We start from the raw sequence: 15,425 nt of genomic DNA, 5'->3' as shown, positions 1-15,425 counted from the left end.
AGGAACCCATGGATACCGACCGCGTTCGCATACATGATGTCAAAGTACTGTCAGATGACTGGCATATTTTGCGAAAAACCCGTTTTGACTATTTGCGTCACGATGGTCGCTGACAGCAGAGACTCTGCAGGAGCAGACATGATGGTCGGTCTGGCCCATCAATTGGGGAAACCCGTCTACCATTCCTTATCTGACATTCCTGCTTGCCAGTAGATGCCAGCCTTCCCGATTTGCTCATATCGGCAACACTGGCAAGTGCCCATCACTTTACGACATGACGACATTTCTCAAGTTAAAAGATAAGGGCGTGGAATTATGGCCAGTGCCGCCTGTCATGACGATATCCGCGCTGGCTACCTCTAGCAGTGACAATTCTGTATTGATGCTGGAAATAATCGCCGGGTTCATGAGCTGACCTTGCACGACTTGTGAAGCAGCACCTATCCAGATAGTCGGTTTGAATCCGAACAAAGCTTTTTGCTGTGGCGCTATAGAAGTTTTAGTTGCCAGCAATTTCCCGTCTCTGTAGATGGATGCATTGATCGCACCTTTCGGCAGATTATTGAGCACTTGCACCTCTTTGCTACTGGTGCCTGTACCAGTAGCAAGCAGTTGATTACCTGAAGTCGTTAACGTCATACTAAAAAGCTGGCCGTTTTGCGCTGGCAGTTGCGGGCTATAGTTGCCATAGGAGTCGCTTACGCCGACAGCCATGCTCATAGAGAAGCTAAAGGGGTAATTGTCGCCTATCCCGCAGTTCTTGATGAGCATCCAGGCAACTGACAATTCGTCAAAATTTGTTGCCACATTTTTCTGGAAGATGACGATTTCCGGATTATCTGCATTATTTGATTGGTTGATGAAATTGAGGTGAATGCTCATGTCCTGTCCTTTGCTTTGGTGAAGTTAAGGCGTAAGTCACAGCGTCAGGGTAGTAGAGAGGAGCGCAGGAACACCTGTCCACAAGCTCCAAAAAAGATAGCATATTTACAATTCATCAAGCAAAGAAGTGGGTTTTTAACCCACGCTCTTTGCCTGTTAGCTCACGACAACAAAAGCACCAAGGCATCGGGATGGACGTGCCAGCCCAGTAATCCTGCCAGCCCCATGAATATGCCAAAGCCGGTAGGTATCAGTGTCACGAAATACAGCCAGCGCTGCCTGGTCAGTGCGGTGACTGCCAGCAGGGAAATCGCAATCGCCAGCAAGGCATCTGACAAGTCGAACTGGTCATCCTTGTAATTGGCATTGTCATAATCAACCTGGTCTTGTTCAGCCTGCTTTTTCAGTTCTTCTTTTTTCTCGTGCTGTTCCTTGGCCAGCTTGACATAACTGTCTATGGCAACCTGGTATTCTGCTTTCTGGTCGGCAGGCACATTTTTAGAGGCGAGGCGCAACTGCAACTCTGTTGATTTGGCCAGTTCTTCACGCATATTCCTGGCTTGGTAAAACGCCCAGTGGTCTATCTTGTTAGCTTGCGATTGCTGCATGGCCTGCACGATATTGTCATCCTTGACCTTGCAGATACCCATGAAGGTCGCCAGCAAAGCCACCGTGATGGCAACCCAGATATTGAGCTGATTATTGGCCTTGTTTTGCTTGTTTTCTTCCTGCTGTTCTGTTAATTGCTCTACGGTTTCCATGGGATCGATGTCCATATTTACTCCTATGTTCAAAATTGCATCAAAACAGTATTGTCGCACCAAGTGCCGCTTTTGCCGATATTAAATTGTGCGGGCTAGCAACTGGCTTTTACTCCTCTATTTCAAGAATTCATCTGTTTTTCTTTGCTTTCGTCGGAAAAGGCGAGACGAAAGTCGCGCAGGCAATTATTCTTGGCAGCAATCGCAAATAAGAAGGAAATAATCATGTTCACGACGCTCTGGTTTATCATCCGCGCCAGTTTTGGCTGGAGCCTGGTGATCCTGTTCACCACGATATTCTTGGTCAACGGGATTTTTAGAGGCCATATACCGGATGTCTTTGTCCTCATTCCTCTCAGTATGGTGCCCCTGGTCATGGGCATCAGCTTTTCCCATGTGCGCCGGGTACGCCTGATCGCCAGCAAGGTCAACGCCACTACGCTGGCCAACCGTCAGCGCCGTCAGATAGAAATCCCGCTGGAAGCCAATGAAGCCTTTGAACTGGTCGATGCCGCCATCCGCGAATTACCGGGTGCAGAAGATACCGAGAGTGCCAGAGACAGCCTGCAAATACGCGCCAAGATCAAACGCATAGACCCTTACCAGGCCAATTTTATTGATGAATTAAAACTGCTGGATTTTTTGACGACCGAACGTAATCAAATCCTGGCCACCATCACACCTGGTGATGGCGTCGGCAGCCTGACCTTGATTTGTGAACCTGAGCGCCCGGCCTGGACGGATTTATTCCTGGTCGATAATGGCACCAACCTGGAAAATGCCGAAGCCATCAGCCGCGCCATCACGCGCCGCATCGCCGAACGCAGGCGCAATGAAAAAGTCAGCACTGCGCAGTCAGTCACGGAAAAAGAATTGACGGTGGCCAAACTCAATTTACTGCATGCCCAGGTAGAGCCCCATTTTTTGTACAACACCCTGGCCAGCGCGCAATTATTAACGCGGGCTGACCCGGCAGCAGCGGATCAAATGCTGGGCAACCTGATTACTTATTTACGCCATTCCCTGCCGCGTACTGAAGATACCGCCTCCACCATAGGGGAAGAACTGGAGAGATCCATCGCCTATCTGGACATCATGAAGATACGCATGGGTGCACGCCTGAATATACAGATACAAGTACCAGCAGAATTGAAAACCCTGCCCTTCCCCATGATGATGTTGCAAACCCTGGTGGAAAACGCCATCAAGCATGGCCTGGAACCCAAGACCGGCGGCGGCACCATCTGGATCATCGCCAGACAGCATGAAAGCAATGTTGCCGTCACTGTGGCCGATGATGGCAATGGCCTGGGGACAGAAATTGGCGGTACCGGAATAGGTTTGAAGAATGTCCGTGAACGCCTGCGCCTGGCGCATGGCAATGCCGCGAGTTTTGTCCTGGTGGGTAATTTCCCCAGTGGAGTAGCCGCCACTATCACTGTCCCCGTCATCAAAGCCAGGGGAGAACAACATGCCTAAATGTGTCATTGCTGAAGATGAAAGCCTGTTGCGCGAAGCTCTGCTGCAACAACTGAGCCTGGCCTGGCCAGAGCTGGAAATTGCCGCAGCCTGCGACGATGGTGGCAGCGCGCTGGAAGCCATCGCCGCGCACCAGCCGGATGTGGTGTTTCTCGATATTCGTATGCCAGGTTTAAGCGGCCTGGAAGTGGCTGCGGCCATGACTGAAGTCAGCCCGCATAGTCAGATCGTGTTTGTGACTGCCTATAACCAGTATGCCATTGATGCCTTTGAAAAAGGCGCAGTCGACTATCTGCTGAAACCTATCACCCAGGACAGGTTGCTGGCCACCGTCAAGCGTCTGCAAATGCGTGCGCTGACTGGTGCGGTGGATATACAGGCCGTCAGCGCCCTGGTACGCCAGCTTAGCGGCGGCCCCGCCGATGTGCCCAAACCGGCACCGCTGGTCTGGATCACGGCCAGCGTAGGGAATGAAACCAGACTCATCATGGTCGATGATATTGCCTACTTCCAGGCTGACAGCAAATACACCGTGGTCATGACAGCGGAAGGTGAATCGCTGTTGCGCAAACCCATACGCGATTTATTGCAAGTGCTGGATAACAGCATGTTCAAGCAAATACACAGATCGACCATCGTCAATATGCGGGCGATTGCTGCCATCAGTCGTGATGACAGCGGTAAAGGTCTGGTCAAACTCAAGACCAGGCCAGAGACGCTGAGCGTCAGCCAGCCCTTCATGGTCTTGTTCAGGAATATGTAGGCATGCGCTCTCTCAATAGTCAGAATAGTCAGGCTAGTCAGGTCTGGATACAGGCCCTGGTAAACACCATGGTGCACGCCATAGTGCACACAAGTAAGTCCCTGCTGGCCCTGTCAGCAGCGGTCAGCCTGAAAGTCATCGATGCCCAGGATAGTGAGGGCAATTACCTGTATGCACGCGGTCGCCACAAGTATTTTGGCATAGGCGCACTGGTAATTTTCTTTGCCCTGTTTGCAGGCTATGGCATGGCCCATATGCTGGCCACCATGGTGAATGTCAGCAGCACCGGCGCCATGATTTCGGGCAGCCTGTGGGCGCTGTTCCAGTGGTGTCTGGAGAGACAGATGATCATGTCCATACAATCCGATGCCAGCTGGCGGGCAAAGTGCATGGGACTGTTCTGGCGCAGCCTGCTGGCGTTATTGTCGGCGATCACCATGGTCTACCCATTTTATGTAGACAGCAACCGCGCCGAAATCACCGTCAAGACCGGCGAGTTGGAACGCAGCCGCCTGATACAAAACCTGCAAAGCGCGCAACAGGCAACTGGCTTGCCCAGCCTGCAGCAGGAGGTAGCAGCTTTCGATGACAAGCTGCAAAAGGCAGAAGACAAGTTGCTGAGCGAGCCACCGCAAATGGCAGAAATGCGCCAGCAATTACAAAGCTTGCGTGAACAGGCAAAAACCGAAGAGCGCCGCAGCAATGGCCAGATCGCCAACTGGCACAAAGCCATGAACCTAGCCCTGCCTGCCGAAGCTGTCTTGCTGGAACAAAAAATCAGCGCAGCACAAAACCGCATCAATGCAGCCAGGGCCAGATGCCAGCGACAAGAGCAGGACATCAATACTACCCTGATCGCCTGGCGCAAAGAAAAACTGGCAGAGAAAGCGCAACTCGCAGAAGAGCGTAGCCAGGCAAATACCATCGCCAGCAAGGCCAGGATAGATGCACAGGTGCTGGAAAAAGCCCAGGCTGAGCACATACAGGCGGCATCGCATGCCGGTTTTGCTGCCGACTTTGCCGCCACCTGGGACATGCTGCAAAACGATATGCACAGGCGTTTGCAATTCATCTGGTGGCTGTTATGGTTTTTGACGATAGAACTGGTCGCCATCATCGTCAAGTTCACCAGCCATACCGATGTCGATGCCAGGTTGAATGCGGATGAGCATTTATTGAAACGGACTATCAGCAGCAAAGTCAAACTGCGCCAGGAACAAATTGAAGTTGCACAATTGCGCGAGATGACAAGGCTCAAGGGTGAGCGCGCTGCCCTGCAAGCAGACGATGGTATCAGCACCGCGGCACTGGCCACCATACGTCGCATGCAGCAGTTGGAACAGCAGGCTGAGTCTGGTTCAGGCCAGATGTCTTCGGGTTTGCGGTCTTTATTGCAAGACAGCCTGGACGCCATGAATGCGAATTTTTTGCGCTTGCTGGCACACAAATAAAGAGGTTTAATAACGCCACGATTATTTCCAGTTCATAAGCCCATGAAACTCGCCGCCATCGCTTTTGCAGTCTTGATCAGCACCATGCACTCAGTATCTGCCGCAGATGCCTGGATTGCACAAACCAGTGGCACTGAAGTTGAGTTGCGCGGCTTGTCCGTCGTCAATAGCCAGGTTGCCTGGGCCAGCGGCGCCAAGGCCACAGTCTTGCGCACCGTGGATGGTGAGCATTGGCAAAGCATGCAGGTGGCAGGCGCAGACGGCCTGGATTTTCGTGACATCCATGCCTTTGATGCACAGCATGCCATTATCATGAGTGCCGGTCCTGGCGCTTTGTCGCGCCTGTATCAAACCAGCGACGGTGGCAGCAGTTGGCAGTTACTGAAAACCAATGAAGCCAGGACTGGCTTCTGGGATGCGATTTCCTTCTCCAATAGCAAACAGGGCATGCTGTTTGGCGACCCCGTCGATGGCCAGTTCCAGATTTTATCGACGACTGATGGCGGCCTGAACTGGCAAGAGCATCGCCATGCAGGTTTGACTGCATTAGCCAATGAAGGTGCGTTTGCCGCCAGCGGCACCTGCCTTGCCACCTACGGCAGCAAACATGCCTGGATAGTCAGCGGCAGCGCGGAACAAGCGAGGGTATTTGCCAGTAGCGATGCAGGCATGAGCTGGTCAGTCGCAAACCTGCCCCTGCCTGCGGCAGCGGCCAGCAAGGGCGCTTTCTCAGTAGCTTTTCTGGATGAAAAAAATGGCATGGTAGTCGGTGGTGACTACAAACTCCCGCAACTCGATAGCCTCAATGGCGCGCGCACTGAAGACGGAGGCAAGACCTGGCTGCCCTCACCGGTATTGCCCCAGGGCTTTATGTCCGTCATCACCACCGTCCCAGGTGCTGCCTGGACTTATGTAGCGGCGGGCCTGGCCGGTTCCGGCATTTCCCGCGATGCTGGCAAGACCTGGCAAGTGCTGGGCCAGACGCCCATGAATACCGTGGCCTTTGCCAATGCCCAGACTGGCTGGGCAGTTGGCCCCAAAGGTTTGCTCATGAAATTTAATTATGTGTCAAAATAGCACTTAGAGGCTATTGCGAAATTAAGATGGCTCAGCCTTCTGTGTCTTGCAGCATCGTCATTCAAGCAGCCAGAAAGTGTCCGGCCTGTCCGCAGTGTCCGCTGATATGTCGACAAGCGGACAGTTCGCAGCAGGATTTGCTGCAGGCGCCATACTTAAGTATGTACTAAGCCCTGCTTTTGTCTCTGGCACGTTCTTTGCAGTTACCATTGCCAGACTGTCGTTCTGCAAAATCCGCGCTGTAGAAAAAAGGGATATAAAAATGAAAACGAGACTGAACTTGCTGGCCAAACTGGTGCTCGCCACCACCTTGCTGGCAAATGTACTGGCTGCTGGCGCTGCACCTTTGGCCGTATCCAACCTGGATGCGCAATTGATTTCCTACTTCCGCCCGTACGCCCCGGCGGCTGAAGTGCTGGTCAAAAAAGTACAAAAAAACTTGCCCGCAGAAAAAACTGAGACAAGCACCAAAGTTGCAGATAAAAACAAAGCTAGCAACGATACCCAGATCTGTACCGAAACCGAATCTGACAAGGCCATGGAAGCAGAAGGCTTGCCGGGCAAACAGTCTGGCATGCTCAAAATGCCTTAAAGGCTGTTGCAGCGTTTAGAGAAACAAGTCTGGGTTGTAGGGCGCGCTGTGCGCACCACCCACATGGTTAAAAATTGCTAGCTTCATGTTCAGCAGCGAATATCTTCAAAAAATGGTGCGCATGGCGCACCCTAACAAATACAGCCCTCATCTTGCAATAAGTCCTTAGCGTATCAAAGCAACGACAAGCGCCTAGTGTGTTGCCCCACCGGCAATGCGCAAATCCTTGTCGGTTTTCAATACACTTTCCAATACTTTCAAGATCGCTGTCTTGAGCATCTCCAGCGGCATGCTGGCAGCCCCGGGGTGGGCAATCGCCTGTTCCGGCAAATAAGGGATATGGATAAAGCCTGCTCTTTGTATGCAGTCCAGTTTGGTGGCCATGTGCATCAGCCCATAGAACACATGGTTGCAGACAAAAGTGCCGGCAGTTTGTGAAATGGATGCCGGTATGCCGCTCAAGTGCAATTCTTGCGCTATCGCCTTGATGGGCAGGCTGCTGAAATAAGCTGCCGGGCCACCTGGCACCACCGGCACATCGACGGGCTGAGCGCCAACATTATCCGGCATGCGCGCATCATCGACATTGATGGCAATACGCTCCAGGCTGATATCTGCCCTGCCACCTGCCTGGCCCAGGCCTATCACGATAGCTGGCTGATGCTGCCTGAGTGCAACATCAAGTATCAACAGGGAATTCACGAATTCACAAGGCAGGCGGGCGCTGACTATCTGGTGGTTGTCACCTATCAGCAAGCCATCCAGCCTGCGCACTACCTCCCAGGAGGGATTGCTTTGCTCGCCGCCAAAGGGATCAAATCCTGTCAGTAAGATGCGCTTCATGCTGCCTCCATGCCCATTCAGGGAAATACAAAGTAGTGTATCAACAGGATATTACAACCCAGGACCAGCAATGCGGTAGGAATCTGCACTTTTATTACCTGATACTTGTCCTGCAGCTCCAATAAGGCGGCAGGTACGATATTGAAGTTGGCTGCCATCGGTGTCATCAGAGTGCCGCAATAGCCAGAGAACATGCCTATCGCCACCAGGGCCGCCGGATTGGCATGATGCTGGTTGATCAGGAATGGCAGGGCGATACCCGCCGTCATGACAGGGAAAGCCGCAAAAGCATTGCCCATGATCATGGTAAACAAGGCCATGCCTGAGCAATACATGATGATCAGGGTCAGGCGGCTGTCAGGATTGATGAAGAGTTTGACGATATCCTGTATGGATTGCCCGGTTTTGGCGGCAACAAACACGCCCCCCAGCATGGCCAGCATTTGCGGCAGGGTCAGCGCCCAGCCTATGGCATCGACCAGACGCCGCGATGCACGCACGGCTTGCAGAGGTGTGCCACGGGTGTACAGGCAGGCCAGGCCCAGCGCGCAGAGACAGGCTATGCATAGCGCAGTCAGGGTCAGGTTTTTTTGATCCAGCAAAAACCATCCCGCAATTTGAAAGTCTTTCACCACCACCGTCAACAAGACCGTGACTATGGGTATGGTCAGTGCCGGGATGAAAATGCGGTTGCCCAACTTGCTGGCGATTTGTAGGCGTGCTGGCCTGTCATGATCCACATGTTTGCCCATACCCAGCAAATTGGCACCGGCCAGCACTGCCATCACCAGCACTGAGATACCGACGATACGATAAGTCAGCGGCTTGCCCAGCGTGGCCAGCATGAGGTCGCCAAACAAAAAACTGAAGCCAAACAGGAACCAGAACAAGGCTGTGGTCAAACGCCGCGGGTTACTGGTATCACGCAGCGTCATGAAAGCCACCAGCATGACGATGATGCCTATGAGGTAGAGCACCAGATTGATACTGACCAGGCTATTCATGCATTCACCACGACTTCTGTCTGCTTGGCTAGATTCTCCTGCTTCCAGGCTGCAATGTCTTTGGCAATACTGGCATCCAGCCGCGACAGGCGAAACAGATGTATCACCAGGGCACACAGTGCCGTAGGCATACCCCAGATGCCGATAGCCAGAGGCTCTATTCCGCTGATGCCATTTTCTTTAAGGAAGGCCGTCATCAGCAGCACGGCACCAAAGGCGATGAAGATATCCTCGCCAAAGAACAGCGCAACATTATCGCAGGCAGCAGCGTGGGCAGCGATGCGGTCGCGTATGGCAGGTGGTAATTCACCGTGCAGGTTGCTGGCAGCCCCTTCTGCCATCGGTGACAACAAGGGCCGCACGGTTTGCGCCTGCCCGCCCAGGCTTAGCAAACCCATGGCGGCGCTGGCTTCACGTACGACGAAGTACAGCATCAGGATACGCCCCGTGGTGGCGCTGCGTATGCTGGCTACCCATTGCTGGGCACGCTCACGCAAGCCATAGTGTTCCAGCAAGCCTATGACGGGCAAAATCAATAATGAACTGGTGAGCTGGCGGCTATTGAGAAATTTTTCACCAAAGGTTTCCAGCAGACTCATGAAATCCATGCCTACGGCAAAGCCTGTACCCAGGCCAGCAACGGTGACGACCAGCAAGGGGTTGAAACGCAGGGCAAAGCCTATGACGACCAGGGGTATGCCTATCAGTGGCAGTAATAATGCCAGGTTCATGCGGTCTCCTGTTTTGTTTTTTTATTTTTTTGTTTTTTTAAATCCCCTCCCCTTCAAGGGGAGTGTTAGGGTGGGGGTGGGGATGGGTTTCGGTTAATCAACTTATCATCAAATTTCGACAGAACACCATCCCCATCCCAACCTATCCACTGCGCCGCTTGCAAGCGGCTTAGATTTCGTCGGCGCAAAGCTCGCTTTGCGAAACCCCGACTACATCCCCTTGAAAGGGAAGGGGCTAAAGCAATCCTGCTAATTCCCGGCTTGCCTGCAACTTGAAAACAAGGAAATAAACTACAAGACCCTGTACGCCAGCCTGTCCAGTCGCGTACCGCTAAGCCGCCCCAGCAACTTGCGCACGGGATCAGGATAATCCGTATTTTTTTCCAGCTCGCGATAGTGGGAAATGACCGCCGTCTTTTCCATGATACTGCTCAACTCTGCCTGCCTTTGCTGCTGCAATTCATGTTGCGGATCATGGATCAGCAAGGCGTTTTCCAGGTCGAGGCGGAAGGCGCGCGGGTTGAGGTTATTGCCTGTCATGAGGGCATAATCCTGGTCTATCCACATACCTTTGAGATGATAGGTATTGTCATCATCTTTCCACAGGCGCAATTGCAATTGTCCACTGCTGATGTCTGCCTGATGGGACTTGGCAAAGCGGCGCAGATTGACTTCATACAAATAGGGCAAAGCTGCAATAACCTTGAATGGCTCTTCTGGCGGGATAAAGAAATCATTGGCCGTCTTGTCGCCAACGATGATGCAGATACGCACACCACGTTTCAGGGCACGATTGATTTCACGCGTGACCGCCAGCGGGAAATTAAAGTAGGGCGTGCAAATGGTGATCTGGGTCTTGCTGGCAGCCAGCAATTGGCAGATGACTTTATTGAGCGGATTATTCTTTCCCACCCCCACCAGCGGCGTCACACTGAGACTGTGCCTGTCATGTTCTTGTTCGGCCAGATTGCAGTCATAACGGGCACTTTTCAGCTTGCTCCTGAATTGCTTGATTTCCCGGCGTATGCTGCGGGTAGCCGGTATCTCCGGCATGTCCAGCCTGTGCACGGCAGCGGCAGACAATAAGTGTGCACGGATGAATTGCACCATGCTATTGGCCAGCACTTTATTGTGTATCAGCAGGTAGCGGTCATGGCGGTATTTGTCCTGCTTGTGAAGGTAGACATTGTTCAGGCTGGCACCACTGTAGATGACTTCATCATCGATGACAAAGCCCTTCAGGTGCAGCACGCCAAATAATTCCCGCGTCTGCACCGGTATGCCATACAACGGCACGGTGTAGGCATGGGCCTTGCTGACCTCTTTATACCAGGCAGCATTGCCGCCGCTTTTGGCAGCCCCGATCAAGCCTCTTTGTGCCCGGTGCCAATCAACCATAACGGCGATATCAAGCTCAGGGCGGGCAGCCTTGGCGGCATACAGGGCCTGCAGGATTTCGGCACCGGCCTCATCGTTTTGCAAATACAGGCTGCACAAATAAATTCTGTGCTTTGCCTGAGCAATTTTTGCCAATAGCGTGTTGCGGTAATCCGCTGCTGTGTGCAACGTCTGGACGGCATCCGCCTGTAGCGGGATACCGTTTAAATGCATAAGGTCGGAAGCGGACTTGAAGAGGCGCATGGTTAAAATAAATACCAGTGAAAACCTGACGATGGTAACACCAGCGCGGCTTCAGGACTACTGCTAGCGGAACAAGTGTGCCATCTTGAAGCTGGATGTGTTGCCCAGTTGCTGGAAATGCTGGTCCAGCCAGGTTTGCGCACGGGCCCGGCCCTCAGCATGCAGGCTATGCAAAAATGCCGCCTGTGCGTTCATCTTGCTATGGCTGCTCAACTGGCTCATGAGTTCAGGTGCGGCAATCACATGCAGCTTGAGTTTGCGCAGGCGACGCTCCAGCTTGCCCCAGGCCAGCCAGCCACGCTCAGCTTCGCGCTTGGCCAGCAACAGCCCCTGCAATTCAGTATGGAAGGTGGAACTGAAACCCATCTCAGTCAGGCGGTGCCAGATTTCGCTGGCAGAAGAAGGCACTTGCGTCCTGGGCTGCGCATGCAGCAAGATGGCAATGATGTCGCTGGCCGCACATTTATGCACCAGCGGAAACAACGGTGGGTTGGCGGTCAGCCCACCATCCCAGTATGCCTCGCCCTCTATCTCCACTGCCCTGTGCAGCATGGGCAAACAGGCCGAGGCCAGCAAGACATCCAGGCTCATCTGGCGATTGCGGAATAGTTTTAAGGTCCCCGTGCTGACCTGTGTGGTAGCGATGAAGAGTTCAATGCCCGGTTGCTTACGCAAGCGTTCAAAATCTATCTGCGCTGCCAGGATATCGCGCAAGGGGTTGATATCAAAAGGATTAAGCTGGCTGGGTGAAAAAAAACGTGTCCAGGAAAACAAATGCTTCATGGCAGCCGGTAACTCTGATTGAGCAGCGATATCCGCTGTCAGCACATGCTCATCCATGACCGTACTAAAAGGGGAGCTGCTGGCGACGCTATCCCAGAAATTCTTCAGTGCCTGCCTGGCTCCATCTGCCCCGCCTTGCTGATAACCATGCGCCAGTGCCACCGCATTCATGGCCCCGGCGCTGGAACCACTGATCGCCTCTATACTGACACGCCCATCTTCGAGCAATCTGTCCAGCACGCCCCAGGTCAGTGCACCATGCGAACCACCGCCCTGTAATGCCAGTGTGACTGTTTTGTTCATTCTATTCCCTTTCCAGAGGCATACGCCATGAGGGAGAGTGAAGCATGGAGGTGACCGGCTTATGACCAGGTCAGTATGAGAGAGTGGTAAGCAAGGGGTGTGCCTGTGAGTATTGAATGCGTTAACTTCGTAGGTTGGGCTACGGGGTATCAGCCCAACACTCGGCATTTAAATCACGTAAACATTTGCAAAGGCCGAGTGTTGGGCTGATGAAGCGTAGCCCAACCTACACCCTAGCCCAACCTACGATTAACCCAACCGCGATTACGATATTACAAGCGCCGCCAAACCTGCCATCTTTCCTTACCCGCAAACACTGGGATGGAATCACTGACTGCCCGTTCTTCCAGCAAGTCAAAATACGGCAGCATCAATGCACGGAATGCCGTACTGCGTATGGTAAACGGTGGCCCTTTAAGCGATGCATCTGGCGCATCATCAAAAAAGAAATAACCTGCCAGCAAAGCACCTGCTGGCAAGAGTGTTGCCCAACGCTGGACTATATCTGCCCGCATGGCAGCAGGCAGTGCGCAAAAGAAGGCGCGTTCATAAATCAGGTCCAGCGGCTGCGCTGGTGTATAGGCAAAAAAATCTGCCTCTATGACATGCTTGCCCCACTCGCCTATCGCTGCCTGCGCGCTGCGCACGGCAGCGGGGGAAAAATCAATGGCCACAACTGGCCAGCCTGCCTGCGCCAGGAAAGCGGCTTCATAGCCATTGCCACAACCGGGGATCAGGGTATTCATGGGCTGAGATGCAGCCTGCAAGAAGGCTTGCAAATCTGCCGGGACATTACCCTTGTCCCAGGGTGTGAAGTTTTTTTCAAAGCGTTCATCCCAGAATTGCGGATTACGCGGATCACGGTTCAGGAACTCAGCCATGTCGCAGTGCCTGTCAGACTTTGAAATAAAAATGCAGCAGCAATTGCGCCACCACGACGCCGGAGAACAAGCCCGCACCAAAATACACGATGGTGCGCAACAGGCGGTTGGTGCGTCTTTGCTCACTTAACAGGGCCATCAGCATTTCATCACTATGCCCAGGCTCGGCAGCGCGTGTCAGAGCCTGGTGCGCCAGACGTGGTAATTGCGGGAAGATATGGCTGTAGCGCGGCGCTTCGTCCTTGAGTTTTTCTATCAGACCGCGCCAGCCTACCTGCTCGCTCATCCAGCGTTCCAGATAGGGTTTGGCGGTTTTCCACAAATCCAGGTCAGGGTCCAGCTGGCGGCCCAGGCCTTCGATATTGAGCAGGGTTTTTTGCAGCAGCACCAGTTGTGGCTGCACTTCTACATTGAAACGACGCGAAGTCTGGAACAGGCGCAGCAAGACCTGGCCAAAAGAAATATCTTTCAAAGGCCGATCAAAGATGGGTTCACAACAGGCACGTACTGCTGCTTCCAGCTCATCGACACGGGTTTCTTTGGGTGCCCAGCCTGACTCTATATGCGCTTCGGCCACGCGTTTATAGTCGCGGCGGAAGAAGGCCAAAAAGTTTTGCGACAGATAATCCTTGTCGAAATCATTGAGGGTGCCAACGATACCAAAGTCCAGGGCGATATAACGGCCCAGCGTTTCCGGTGCGGTTGACACAAGGATATTACCGGGATGCATATCGGCATGGAAGAAGCCATCGCGAAACACCTGGGTGAAGAAAATGGTGACGCCATCACGCGAGAGTTTGCCGAGGTCGACTCCAGCTTCTCGTAATCTATCCAGTTGCGAAATCGGTATGCCCTGCATGCGTTCCATGACGATGACAGAAGACGAGCAATAATCCCAATGCATCTCGGGCACCATCAACAAATCCGAGTCGGCAAAATTGCGGCGCAACTGGCTGCCATTGGCGGCTTCGCGCATGAGGTCAAGTTCATCATGCAGGTATTTATCGAACTCGCCGACCACTTCCTTGGCTTTGAGACGTTTGCCATCGGCCCACAAGGCTTCCAGCCAGCCAGCAGCGATTTGCATGAGGGCAACGTCATCATCAATGACTTCTTTCATGCCGGGGCGCAGGACTTTGACGGCCACTTCGCGACCATCTTTTAACGTGGCAAAGTGCACCTGGGCGATGGAGGCCGACGCGACGGGCACGCGCTCGAAACTGGCGAACAACTGGTCAGGGTGCGAGCCCAGGGATTTCTTGATTTGCGCGATCGCCAGGTCAGGGTCAAACGATGGCACGCGGTCTTGCAGATGTGCCAGTTCTTCAGCAATATCAAAGGGCATGAGGTCACGCCGGGTTGACAATACCTGGCCAAACTTGACGAAGATGGGGCCGAGTTCTTCGAGTGCCTTGCGCAGGCGTTCACCACGCGGTGCCGAGATGTCGCGCCAGAATATCAAGATATCGATCAGGCGTGCCGTGCGTGGCACGGACAGGCCGGAAATCGCGATTTCATCTATGCCATATTTGATGGCGATACGTATGATTTTTGCCAGCCTCAGGAACTTCAATATCATCCGCGCATCCTTTCCAGTTTTTCGATGCGCTTGATAAGACGCTCGACATCATCCCGCGTCTTGTTGACTTCGGTACTAAAACCCTGCACGACCTGGGGCCGGACCAGCATGGGGTTTTCTTCTAAAAAATATTCTGCCAGGTTTTCCTGCAGCTTTTGATGGGTTTCCAGCGCTGTCTGGTGCAAGGCTTTGGCAAAACCAACCATGCGTACTGCCGCCACATCACCAAACAATTTGCTCAAGTCTTCTTCCGCTTCCCAGCGCAGGTTCTGGCTGAGATGGGAAATAGTATTGGCAAAATCTGCATCGCCTTCTATCTTGACATAAGAAAAAGCACGTTCACGGTTTTGCGCAATCAAGGGTAGGTCGCTGAGTTTGACGTAGATGGTCACCTGCGCCAATTCGCTAGCGACGGCACTTTCCAGCAAGCCATCTGGCGCAACTTTCAGGCGCAACTGCATGGTTTGCAAGTCTATACAGGCAATTTTACCGGCATGCGGCAAGAGCTGGCTTCTGGCCCAGCTTTCTTGTGCCAGCAGGTGATTGATAAAAGTTACAAAGGGTGCAATGGGGATCATGTTCAAATCAGGGCAATTGCAAAACACCTGGTCAACTCAGAAATGGTAACCAGATCTATCGTGCAAATAAAAAAACC

15 protein-coding genes and 1 pseudogene are annotated in these 15,425 nt (G+C 53.0%); 6 read left to right on the top strand and 10 right to left on the bottom strand.

The features are described 5' to 3' along the window. Positions 1 to 8 precede the first annotated feature (8 nt). Positions 9 to 107: pseudogene (locus ACO0LC_RS19900) on the top strand (GDP-mannose pyrophosphatase); the annotation flags it as partial. Between the two features lie 160 nt (positions 108 to 267). On the opposite strand, the gene ACO0LC_RS19895 reads toward ACO0LC_RS19900, so the two are convergent. After that, positions 268 to 882: a hypothetical protein gene (locus ACO0LC_RS19895; RefSeq protein ID WP_423006293.1), complete on the bottom strand. Its 615-nt coding sequence runs from the start codon at positions 880 to 882 to the stop codon at positions 268 to 270. 161 nt (positions 883 to 1,043) lie between these two features. Then, positions 1,044 to 1,658: a DUF4337 domain-containing protein gene (locus tag ACO0LC_RS19890; RefSeq protein ID WP_423006291.1), complete on the bottom strand. Its 615-nt coding sequence runs from the start codon at positions 1,656 to 1,658 to the stop codon at positions 1,044 to 1,046. A gap of 210 nt (positions 1,659 to 1,868) precedes the next feature. On the opposite strand from ACO0LC_RS19890, the gene ACO0LC_RS19885 reads away from it, so the two are divergent. The 5 genes from ACO0LC_RS19885 (at position 1,869) to ACO0LC_RS19865 (ending at position 7,005) form a co-directional block, all read left to right on the top strand. Beyond that, positions 1,869 to 3,122 (top strand): sensor histidine kinase, encoded by a 1,254-nt coding sequence (locus ACO0LC_RS19885; protein ID WP_423006289.1) that lies wholly within the window; start codon positions 1,869 to 1,871, stop codon positions 3,120 to 3,122. Continuing rightward, positions 3,115 to 3,885, top strand: a complete 771-nt coding sequence (locus ACO0LC_RS19880) for a LytR/AlgR family response regulator transcription factor (protein WP_423006287.1) — start codon at positions 3,115 to 3,117, stop codon at positions 3,883 to 3,885. Before ACO0LC_RS19885 ends, ACO0LC_RS19880 begins: the two co-directional genes overlap by 8 nt. A gap of 2 nt (positions 3,886 to 3,887) precedes the next feature. Continuing rightward, complete coding sequence (locus tag ACO0LC_RS19875) at positions 3,888 to 5,336, top strand: DUF4407 domain-containing protein (RefSeq protein WP_423006285.1); 1,449 nt, start codon at positions 3,888 to 3,890, stop codon at positions 5,334 to 5,336. Between the two features lie 42 nt (positions 5,337 to 5,378). Beyond that, positions 5,379 to 6,413, top strand: coding sequence for a WD40/YVTN/BNR-like repeat-containing protein (locus ACO0LC_RS19870; protein WP_423006283.1), 1,035 nt, complete (start codon positions 5,379 to 5,381; stop codon positions 6,411 to 6,413). A gap of 262 nt (positions 6,414 to 6,675) precedes the next feature. After that, on the top strand, positions 6,676 to 7,005 hold the full coding sequence (locus tag ACO0LC_RS19865; protein WP_423006281.1) for a hypothetical protein: 330 nt from the start codon (positions 6,676 to 6,678) through the stop codon (positions 7,003 to 7,005). A 192-nt stretch (positions 7,006 to 7,197) separates the two neighbouring features. Here the strand turns inward: ACO0LC_RS19865 and pcp are convergent, their stop codons facing one another. The 8 genes from pcp to ACO0LC_RS19825 form a co-directional block, all read right to left on the bottom strand. Beyond that, entirely contained in the window at positions 7,198 to 7,848 is a 651-nt protein-coding gene (gene pcp, locus ACO0LC_RS19860) for a pyroglutamyl-peptidase I (protein WP_423006279.1), read from the bottom strand. Positions 7,849 to 7,865: 17 nt separating this feature from the next. Beyond that, entirely contained in the window at positions 7,866 to 8,852 is a 987-nt protein-coding gene (locus ACO0LC_RS19855; protein ID WP_423006277.1) for a DUF979 domain-containing protein, read from the bottom strand. Next, positions 8,849 to 9,583, bottom strand: coding sequence for a DUF969 domain-containing protein (locus ACO0LC_RS19850; protein ID WP_423006275.1), 735 nt, complete (start codon positions 9,581 to 9,583; stop codon positions 8,849 to 8,851). The genes ACO0LC_RS19855 and ACO0LC_RS19850 overlap by 4 nt, the downstream gene beginning before the upstream one ends. Positions 9,584 to 9,874: 291 nt before the next feature. Further along, on the bottom strand, positions 9,875 to 11,224 hold the full coding sequence (gene pssA, locus ACO0LC_RS19845; protein WP_423006273.1) for a CDP-diacylglycerol--serine O-phosphatidyltransferase: 1,350 nt from the start codon (positions 11,222 to 11,224) through the stop codon (positions 9,875 to 9,877). A 63-nt stretch (positions 11,225 to 11,287) separates the two neighbouring features. Beyond that, the gene (locus ACO0LC_RS19840; protein WP_423006271.1) at positions 11,288 to 12,310 is read right to left on the bottom strand and encodes a patatin-like phospholipase family protein; all 1,023 of its coding nucleotides are present in this window, start codon (positions 12,308 to 12,310) and stop codon (positions 11,288 to 11,290) included. Positions 12,311 to 12,582: 272 nt separating this feature from the next. After that, entirely contained in the window at positions 12,583 to 13,191 is a 609-nt protein-coding gene (locus ACO0LC_RS19835; protein ID WP_423006269.1) for a methyltransferase, read from the bottom strand. 13 nt (positions 13,192 to 13,204) lie between these two features. Beyond that, positions 13,205 to 14,770 carry a ubiquinone biosynthesis regulatory protein kinase UbiB gene (ubiB, locus tag ACO0LC_RS19830; RefSeq protein WP_423006267.1) on the bottom strand — a complete coding sequence of 522 codons (1,566 nt, stop codon included), beginning with the start codon at positions 14,768 to 14,770 and terminating at the stop codon, positions 13,205 to 13,207. Continuing rightward, the gene (locus ACO0LC_RS19825) at positions 14,767 to 15,348 is read right to left on the bottom strand and encodes a ubiquinone biosynthesis accessory factor UbiJ (protein WP_423006265.1); all 582 of its coding nucleotides are present in this window, start codon (positions 15,346 to 15,348) and stop codon (positions 14,767 to 14,769) included. The genes ubiB and ACO0LC_RS19825 overlap by 4 nt, the downstream gene beginning before the upstream one ends. Positions 15,349 to 15,425 lie beyond the last annotated feature (77 nt).

It is taken from the genome of Undibacterium sp. JH2W (assembly GCF_049340425.1).
Classification (GTDB): Bacteria; Pseudomonadota; Gammaproteobacteria; order Burkholderiales; family Burkholderiaceae_D; genus Undibacterium.
This window is presented reverse-complemented; position numbering and strand designations above follow the sequence as displayed.

Excerpts from the sequence above, each read along its gene's own strand:
- ACO0LC_RS19895 (WP_423006293.1), bottom strand. The coding sequence starts at position 882 with ATGAGCATTCACCTCAATTTCATCAACCAATCAAATAATGCAGATAAT.
- ACO0LC_RS19890 (WP_423006291.1), bottom strand. The coding sequence starts at position 1,658 with ATGGACATCGATCCCATGGAAACCGTAGAGCAATTAACAGAACAGCAG.
- ACO0LC_RS19885 (WP_423006289.1), top strand. The coding sequence starts at position 1,869 with ATGTTCACGACGCTCTGGTTTATCATCCGCGCCAGTTTTGGCTGGAGC.
- ACO0LC_RS19880 (WP_423006287.1), top strand. The coding sequence starts at position 3,115 with ATGCCTAAATGTGTCATTGCTGAAGATGAAAGCCTGTTGCGCGAAGCT.
- ACO0LC_RS19875 (WP_423006285.1), top strand. The coding sequence starts at position 3,888 with ATGCGCTCTCTCAATAGTCAGAATAGTCAGGCTAGTCAGGTCTGGATA.
- ACO0LC_RS19870 (WP_423006283.1), top strand. The coding sequence starts at position 5,379 with ATGAAACTCGCCGCCATCGCTTTTGCAGTCTTGATCAGCACCATGCAC.
- ACO0LC_RS19865 (WP_423006281.1), top strand. The coding sequence starts at position 6,676 with ATGAAAACGAGACTGAACTTGCTGGCCAAACTGGTGCTCGCCACCACC.
- pcp (WP_423006279.1), bottom strand. The coding sequence starts at position 7,848 with ATGAAGCGCATCTTACTGACAGGATTTGATCCCTTTGGCGGCGAGCAA.
- ACO0LC_RS19855 (WP_423006277.1), bottom strand. The coding sequence starts at position 8,852 with ATGAATAGCCTGGTCAGTATCAATCTGGTGCTCTACCTCATAGGCATC.
- ACO0LC_RS19850 (WP_423006275.1), bottom strand. The coding sequence starts at position 9,583 with ATGAACCTGGCATTATTACTGCCACTGATAGGCATACCCCTGGTCGTC.
- pssA (WP_423006273.1), bottom strand. The coding sequence starts at position 11,224 with ATGCGCCTCTTCAAGTCCGCTTCCGACCTTATGCATTTAAACGGTATC.
- ACO0LC_RS19840 (WP_423006271.1), bottom strand. The coding sequence starts at position 12,310 with ATGAACAAAACAGTCACACTGGCATTACAGGGCGGTGGTTCGCATGGT.
- ACO0LC_RS19835 (WP_423006269.1), bottom strand. The coding sequence starts at position 13,191 with ATGGCTGAGTTCCTGAACCGTGATCCGCGTAATCCGCAATTCTGGGAT.
- ubiB (WP_423006267.1), bottom strand. The coding sequence starts at position 14,770 with ATGATATTGAAGTTCCTGAGGCTGGCAAAAATCATACGTATCGCCATC.
- ACO0LC_RS19825 (WP_423006265.1), bottom strand. The coding sequence starts at position 15,348 with ATGATCCCCATTGCACCCTTTGTAACTTTTATCAATCACCTGCTGGCA.